This window comes from Frankia sp. CgKIO3, assembly GCF_977946435.1.
Window position 1 is genome coordinate 21,148 of record NZ_CDWTMO010000032.1, and the last position, 6,777, is coordinate 27,924.

Sequence of the window (6,777 nt, forward strand, 5' to 3'; positions counted from 1 at the left end):
CCGCGACGATCCGGGCGGGTCGGCGCTCAGCTCGCCTGCGCGAGCGTCCCGCGACGATCGACTCCCCCGCGATGCACGGCCTCCCCGCGATGCACGACATCGTCAAGCTTGTCCAGGATGCGGCCCCAGACCTGGCGGGGGAGCTCATGCCCCATCCCGTCGATCTCCAGCAGCTCCGCGAGCGGGATCGCCGCAGCCGTCAACCGACCACCGAGGACCGGGACGAGCGGGTCCGCGTCACCGTGGACGACGAGGGTGGGGACCGGGAGCCGCGCGAGCCCGGGGGTGCGGTCGGGCGCCGCGAGCACGGCGGCGATCTGGCGCATGGCCCCGACCGGGTTCGGGCGACGGCCCCATTGGATCTCGGCCCGCCGCCGCAGCCACGCCACGTCCGGCTCGAACAGCGGCGAGCCCAGGACCTCCTGTGCCTCGTGCCCGGCGAGGACGAACTCCTCCAGGTCGGCCGGCGCCGGCCGCAGGAATAGCGCGATCGCCTCGGCGGTCGGCTGCACCCGGTGGTCACCCGGATGGGACATCATCGAGGTGAGGCTGCGCACCCGCTCGGGGTTCCCGAGGGCCGCGATCTGGGCGATCATGCCACCCATCGAGCTGCCCATCAGGTGCGCCGACTCGATTCCGAGGGCGGTCAGCAGGCCGATTGCGTCCGCGGCCAGGTCCTCGAGCCGGTAGGTGGCGAGGTCGAAGCGACCGCTCAGGATCGCTGCCAGGTCGGGCCGACCGAGCTGGTCGAGATGAGTGGACAGTCCCACGTCCCGGTTGTCGAAGATGATCGTTCGATAACCGCGACGGCCGAGCGCGGCCAGCAGGTCCGGGTGCCAGCCTACGAGCTGCTGCCCGAGGCCGCCGATCAGGAGCAGCGGCAACCCGTCCTCGTCGCCGTGGATCTCGTAGGCGAGGTCGATGCCGTTGACCGAGACGATGCCCATGGTCGGAAGGTAGCCATCCCATGGCGCCGGCGCACGAGTTCCGCCGGCAATCGGCCGGAGGTCACCCGAAAGGGCCAGGCGGATGCCGGCAGCGCGGCCGTCGAGCGGCGAACACCCCACCCGTCAACTACTTTAGGTAATCACTCGACCTCCTATAGCGATTATCCTGCTGGGCAACCCCACCGGACGGGCACACGTGATCTTTCCGACGATCGAGTTTGCGGCGTTCCTTGTCGTGGTGCTGGCGATCTCCTGGCTGCTGATGCCCCGGCCGAGGCTGTGGAAGCCGTTCATCCTCGGGGCGTCGTATTTCTTCTACGGCTTCGCGGACGCGCGCTTCGTGCTGCTGATCGTGGCCTCCACCTTGATCAACCAGGGCGCCGCCGTCGCGATCCACCGCTGGCGCGACCGCCGCATCCTCATCGCCGCGATCGTCTGCGACCTCGGCCTGCTCGGCTGGTTCAAGTACTACAGCTTCTTCGCCCTGTCGGTGGACCGCGCGCTGGCCGAGATCGGCCTCCCCACAGCGCTGCCCCTGCTCCAGGTGGCGCTGCCGATCGGGATCTCGTTCTTCACCTTCCAGGCGCTGTCCTACGTCATCGACGTCCATCGCGGCACCAGCGCACCCGCGTCGCTGCTGGACTTCGCCGTGTACGAGGCGTTCTTCCCGCACCTGGTCGCCGGTCCCATCGTGCGTGCGCGCGAGTTCATCCCCCAGCTCGCCACGCCACGGGACCCGAACCAGGTCCAAGCCACCCGGGCCGTGTTCCTGATCGTGGGCGGCCTGGTCAAGAAGGTGGTGCTCGCCGACCTGATCGCCTCGCGCCTCGTCGACCCCGTCTTCGACGCGCCCGGCCAGCACTCGTCGCTGGAGATCGCCACGGCCGTCTACGGCTACGCCGTGCAGATCTACTGTGACTTCTCGGCGTACTCCGACATCGCGATCGGGATCGCCCTCCTGCTCGGCTTCCGCTTCCCGGATAACTTCGACCGTCCCTACGCGGCCACCACCCTGCAGGACTTCTGGCGCCGCTGGCACATGACCCTGTCCCGATGGCTCCGGGACTACGTCTACCTACCACTCGGAGGGAACCGGAAGGGGCGTCGGCGCACCTACCTCAACATCATGATTACCATGACTCTGGGTGGTCTCTGGCACGGCGCCGCCTGGACGTTCGTCCTGTGGGGAGCGCTGCACGGCGGTGGCCTGGTGACCGAACGCCGGATACGTGCCCGACGGGCGGACCGGATCCGGGCGACGGAATGGGCACGAGCCACGGGGCAGGCCCGAGCCACAGGACAGGAGCAGATCACGGGACAGGCCGAATCGGCGGGGCTCTCCGCGATGCCGCTACCCCGGCCGGGATCGGAGAGCCCCGCACCGGTCCTTTCCCCTGGCGGATCCAGCGCCGTTGCTGGTCCCGGTCTCGCTGCCGGCTCCAGCACCGCCGACAGCCCCGCGGGGACGCCGACCACGGCGAGCCGCAGGACGATCACCGCCACACAGGCCTCACTTCCCGAAGCGGCCCCCAATCCGATCCGCGCCTGGGCCGGCCGGCTGGCCGTCTTCCACTTCGTGTGTGCCACCTGGGTCCTGTTCCGAGCGCCCGACCTGGCAACGGCGCGCGAGCTCGCCGTCCGGCTGTTCACCGCGGGCGGACCGGCGCCGCTGGTCACTCCGACGGTCCTCGCCGCCATCGGGGTGGGACTGGCCACCGCCGCCGTCCCGCGCGCCTGGTGGATCCACGCGCAGGTCGCCTTCGCCCAACTGCGCCTTGGCGCCCAGATCGCGCTGCTCACCCTGAGCATCATGATCATTTATGCGATCGTCGGCCCGCAGGACGTCGCGCCGTTCATCTACTTCCACTTCTGAGTCACGCTCGCCTGCTCTCCCCGTCCCGATCCCGGTGCCGGAGCCGGTGCCGGAGCGTTGCCCCGGCCGGGGCCGCCCAGGCCGGACGATACGAGCGGCGGAGAGCGGAGCCTTGACTTAAGGTAATCGAACAACAACGCCTGATCACATTCCGGGACATCTGTGACCTGCGCCGACGAAGCCGAGGGACGATGACTGAGCGTGAAGATCCGGCGCCACCGGGGTCACCGGGGTCACCGGGGCCACCGGCGACCGCACCCGCGGCGACCACCGGCGTCGTCCGGGCCCGGCAGGCCTTCCTGCTGGTAGCCGTCACCCTGGGTCTGCTGGCGGTGCTCCGCGCCTCAGCGATGGTGCACGGGGGCGAGGGCATGCGCCCAGGACTCACCCGCACGCTCGTGCTGGGCATGGCCCGGCCGATCGAACGGATCACCCGGACCGTCCACCTCGACGAACCGGACCGGTGGTTGTCGCGCGCGTTCGGTCACGACGCCAAGCCCGGCGGCACCTTCTCCGAGCTGGCATCGGCGGCCAGTCGGGCTGAAGCCGAGCCCGATCACCCTGGCGCCTCCGGGCCGGGCGCCGCCGGTTCCCACCGCTCCCCACTGCCACCGCGCCATCCGACCGCGGCCGATCCGCTGCGCGTCCTGGTCACCGGGGACTCGCTGACAGAATCACTCGGTCCGACCATCATGAACAGTGCGCCCGCCACGATCCGGGCACAGACCGAGACGCGGTTCGGCACGGGCCTGGTGCGGCCCGACTTCTTCGACTGGGCCACCCATGCCCGGGCGCAGATCACGCAGCGCAACCCGGAGCTGGTGATCGTCGCCATGGGCGGGAACGACGGCCAGGGCATCACGCTTCCGGACGGAACCGTCCTGCCGGCCGGATCGGACGCGTGGGCCGCCGAGTACCGACGGCGTGCCATCGTCGTGATGCGGATCTGGAGCGGCGACGGGGCCCGCCGAGTGCTGTGGCTCAGCCTCCCGCCGGCCCGGCCGGACCAGCTGAACGGCTACTTCCGCCGACTGAACGAGGCGACCCTCGACGCCACGACCAGGGTGGTCGGAGCCCGATATCTCGACCTCACCCCGTGGTTGTCGAAGAACGGCGCGTACAGCGACTACCTCACCGGCACGGACGGTAACACCGTCCTGGCCCGGGCCCGTGACGGCGTGCACCTGAGTCTCGACGGCGCGCGGATCGCCGCGGGACACATTCTGGAGACCGTGCGCAGCACGTGGAACCTGCGGTGAACGACGATCGGAGCGACCGGCGGAGGCCGGACCGAGCGAACGCTCAACGGGGGCGGAACCCGAAGCCCACGCCGTCCAGATCCCGGCGGGCAGCCAGCACCGCGACCCGGGCGGCGGCCAGGACGTCGCGACCGGACGGCGCCGCCGCACCGGACACCGAGATCGCGGCGACCAGATCGTCGGCGAGGACCGCGAGCTGGTCGGTCAGGGCGTGCGGCGCCAGCCGCGGTGGACGAGCGCGGGCCGGCACTCCCGTGCCGGCCCGCTCGCCGAGCGATGCCAGTTCGTCGAGCAGCCGAACGGCCCGCTCCGCCCTGGTGCCACCGGATTCCACCGGAACATCCCATGATGACCCGGACCAGCACCGAAGGCGGTGAATCAGCAGGCCGACCTCACGGGTGAGATCACGGACCTCGTCGGACATCCGGGCAGGATACCTGACGATGACGGGAACGGGTCTTGCTCTCTACTGTGGTATAGGGCACCCTCCAGACATGGTCCGTTGACGTCGGGTTTCATCTCAGGAGGCGCGCATGTCGCTGAACCGCTCCGCCCAGACCCACCAGATCCTCATCGAACGGATACCGAAGGCAACCGGCCACGACGTGAACCACTGGCTCGATCGGCTCGACGACGGACCCGGCCTGCTCCGCTTCGCGGAGCGCGTCAACTGGCTGCGAGCCGAGCACGACCTGCCGCACTGCTATGCGGCGGCCCTGGTCCATGAGGCCGATCTGCGGCGGCGGGCGATCCGCGCGTAGGCACCTCGGCAGCGTCGGCACCTCGGCAGCGTCGAACGCGCAGGCTCAGCCGCCCGGTGAGGTATCGAGGTAAGGCGCGGGTACCCGGCGCGGGACGCGGACGCGGTCCGCACCGTTGACGCGCCGGGTCGACCACCGGGCACATCACAATGACTACATGGACCTCGACGCAGCCACGGAGTTCGTACGCGATCATCACCGGGCGGTACTCAGCACCACCCACCGGGACGGCACGCCCCAGATGTCACCGGTGACCGTCGGGGTGGATACCGACGGGCATCTGCAGATCAGCAGCCGGCTCACCGCCTACAAGGTCCGCCACATCGAGCGGGATCCGACCGTACGGATCTGTGTGTTCCCCGATGAGTTCTTCGGGCCCTGGGTGCAGATCAACGGAACCGCCGAAGTCATCCGGCTACCGGCGGCGATGGACCTCCTGATCGCCTATTACCGAGACATCGCGGGTGAGCATCCCGACTGGGACAACTACCGGGCGGCGATGATCCGCGATCAGCGATGCATCATCCAGATCACTCCGCGGTCGGCGGGGCCGGACGTCTCCGGCTGAGGACCAGGCTTGAGGACACCGTTGCATAAGAGCGCCCTGACCCTGCCCGCCCTGACCTGATCGTCGGCGGGGCCTCGGCCCCACGACGGACCCGCGCGCTACTGCCGCAGCTTGGAGAGCAGGCGCAGCATCTCCAGGTAGACCCAGACGAAGCCGATCAGCAGGCCGAATCCCGCCCGCCACGCCTCGGAACGCGGCGCATGGGACTCGATCGCCCGCTCGATGTAGTCGAAGTCGAGGATGAACTGCAGGCTCGCGACGCCGAGCACGAGCACGCTGAACAGGATGCCGAGCGGCGTCGCATCGTTGATCACCGGCAGGTGGCTTCCACTGGTGGCCCTGATCACGAGGTCGGTCAGGCCGAGGAGCACGATCCCGAGGAGCACGCCGAACACGATGCGGGCCATCCGGGGGGTGGCCCGCAGCCGGCCGCTACGGTAGGCAACCAGCATCGCGACGAAGATCAGACCGGTCCCGAGCAGGGCCTGTGGGATGATGCCGTTGAAGGTGTCCTCGTAGTAGCGCGAGACCGCCCCGACCGCCACCCCTTCGATCAGGGCAAAGGCGATGATGAGCGGCGGACTGATCAGGTTGCGAAACGAGACGAACAGGCTGATCGTCAGGGCGACGAGGCCGGCCCCCAGCGCAATGCCGGGCGAGTCCGGTGCGAGGGCCCAGCCGACCGCGCCACCGGCCGCCAGCAGCGCGAACAGCCCCAGCGTGTGCACGACGACGTCGTCGATCGTGAGGGTGGTGGGCTGGCGGTAGTGGCTCGCCAGCTCCTCGGGGGTCGGCGTGGGAGGAGACGCGAAACCACCACGACGGAACGCGGGGTTCGAGGAACGAAGGTCGGCCATGGAGCCGGCTCCTCTCGGTCGCCTCCGGGGAGGCATCACCCTCGGTGACTACAGCCTACGTCACCGTATGGAACGTTCCTTGGGACGCAGGAGTTCCCGGCGCACCGGACACGGTGGACGGCGACAAGACATCGCGACGCACGCCCACGCGCATCCTCACAGCGACGAAGCCTTCCCCTCGTCGGCCGCGGTTCATCGGTCAGATGCCCGGATGACCGAGAAAGGATTGTGCCGGTGGTCGGAGTCGAACCGACACTCGAGCTGTTTTTAGGACAGCCTCCTCTACCAGTTGGGATACACCGGCTCGTCTACATCGCTGATGTTTCTACCACGCTACGTAGGGTCTGGGAATAACACATGCGGAAAAAGTGGTCCGGAGATGGCGGCACGACCGAAAGCGTGACTCATCGTGACGAGGATGTCGACTGTTCGCCATCCCCTTCGATCAGTGGACAACCCAGATCTCTAAGGGATCGTCATTAAATAAGTTGATCATTTGATCTGTGTTTAGG

At 68.8% G+C, this 6,777-nt stretch carries 7 protein-coding genes and 1 tRNA gene; 4 read left to right on the forward strand and 4 right to left on the reverse strand.

Annotated features, from left to right (window positions below; genetic code table 11):
- Nucleotides 1-26: 26 nt before the first annotated feature.
- Entirely contained in the window at nt 27-947 is a 921-nt protein-coding gene (locus AC08OJ_RS06115; protein ID WP_476595257.1) for an alpha/beta fold hydrolase, read from the reverse strand.
- 196 nt (nt 948-1,143) lie between these two features.
- Between AC08OJ_RS06115 and AC08OJ_RS06120 the strand changes: the two genes are divergently transcribed.
- Together AC08OJ_RS06120 and AC08OJ_RS06125 are read left to right on the forward strand one after the other, a co-directional pair.
- Nucleotides 1,144-2,820 (forward strand): MBOAT family O-acyltransferase, encoded by a 1,677-nt coding sequence (locus tag AC08OJ_RS06120; RefSeq protein WP_476595258.1) that lies wholly within the window; start codon nt 1,144-1,146, stop codon nt 2,818-2,820.
- Between the two features lie 191 nt (nt 2,821-3,011).
- A complete protein-coding gene (locus AC08OJ_RS06125) occupies nt 3,012-4,079 on the forward strand; it encodes a DUF459 domain-containing protein (RefSeq protein WP_476595259.1) in 1,068 nt (355 codons plus the stop codon).
- Between the two features lie 43 nt (nt 4,080-4,122).
- Here AC08OJ_RS06125 and AC08OJ_RS06130 read toward each other — a convergent pair whose 3' ends face one another.
- Complete coding sequence (locus AC08OJ_RS06130) at nt 4,123-4,503, reverse strand: hypothetical protein (RefSeq protein ID WP_476595260.1); 381 nt, start codon at nt 4,501-4,503, stop codon at nt 4,123-4,125.
- Between the two features lie 109 nt (nt 4,504-4,612).
- On the opposite strand from AC08OJ_RS06130, the gene AC08OJ_RS06135 reads away from it, so the two are divergent.
- Nucleotides 4,613-4,840 carry a DUF4287 domain-containing protein gene (locus tag AC08OJ_RS06135; RefSeq protein WP_011438288.1) on the forward strand — a complete coding sequence of 76 codons (228 nt, stop codon included), beginning with the start codon at nt 4,613-4,615 and terminating at the stop codon, nt 4,838-4,840.
- A gap of 157 nt (nt 4,841-4,997) precedes the next feature.
- Nucleotides 4,998-5,408, forward strand: coding sequence for a PPOX class F420-dependent oxidoreductase (locus AC08OJ_RS06140; RefSeq protein ID WP_476593995.1), 411 nt, complete (start codon nt 4,998-5,000; stop codon nt 5,406-5,408).
- Between the two features lie 98 nt (nt 5,409-5,506).
- On the opposite strand, the gene AC08OJ_RS06145 is transcribed toward AC08OJ_RS06140, so the two are convergent.
- Both AC08OJ_RS06145 and AC08OJ_RS06150 read right to left on the reverse strand, forming a co-directional pair.
- A complete protein-coding gene (locus tag AC08OJ_RS06145; RefSeq protein WP_476593994.1) occupies nt 5,507-6,265 on the reverse strand; it encodes a Bax inhibitor-1/YccA family protein in 759 nt (252 codons plus the stop codon).
- 229 nt (nt 6,266-6,494) lie between these two features.
- Nucleotides 6,495-6,569 (reverse strand) — tRNA-Leu (locus AC08OJ_RS06150).
- Between the last annotated feature and the right edge of the window lie 208 nt (nt 6,570-6,777).

What these genes read in the sequence shown, in the direction of transcription:
- AC08OJ_RS06115 (WP_476595257.1), bottom strand. Translation starts at nt 947, where the DNA reads ATGGGCATCGTCTCGGTCAACGGCATCGACCTCGCCTACGAGATCCAC.
- AC08OJ_RS06125 (WP_476595259.1), top strand. Translation starts at nt 3,012, where the DNA reads ATGACTGAGCGTGAAGATCCGGCGCCACCGGGGTCACCGGGGTCACCG.
- AC08OJ_RS06130 (WP_476595260.1), bottom strand. Translation starts at nt 4,503, where the DNA reads ATGTCCGACGAGGTCCGTGATCTCACCCGTGAGGTCGGCCTGCTGATT.
- AC08OJ_RS06135 (WP_011438288.1), top strand. Translation starts at nt 4,613, where the DNA reads ATGTCGCTGAACCGCTCCGCCCAGACCCACCAGATCCTCATCGAACGG.
- AC08OJ_RS06140 (WP_476593995.1), top strand. Translation starts at nt 4,998, where the DNA reads ATGGACCTCGACGCAGCCACGGAGTTCGTACGCGATCATCACCGGGCG.
- AC08OJ_RS06145 (WP_476593994.1), bottom strand. Translation starts at nt 6,265, where the DNA reads ATGGCCGACCTTCGTTCCTCGAACCCCGCGTTCCGTCGTGGTGGTTTC.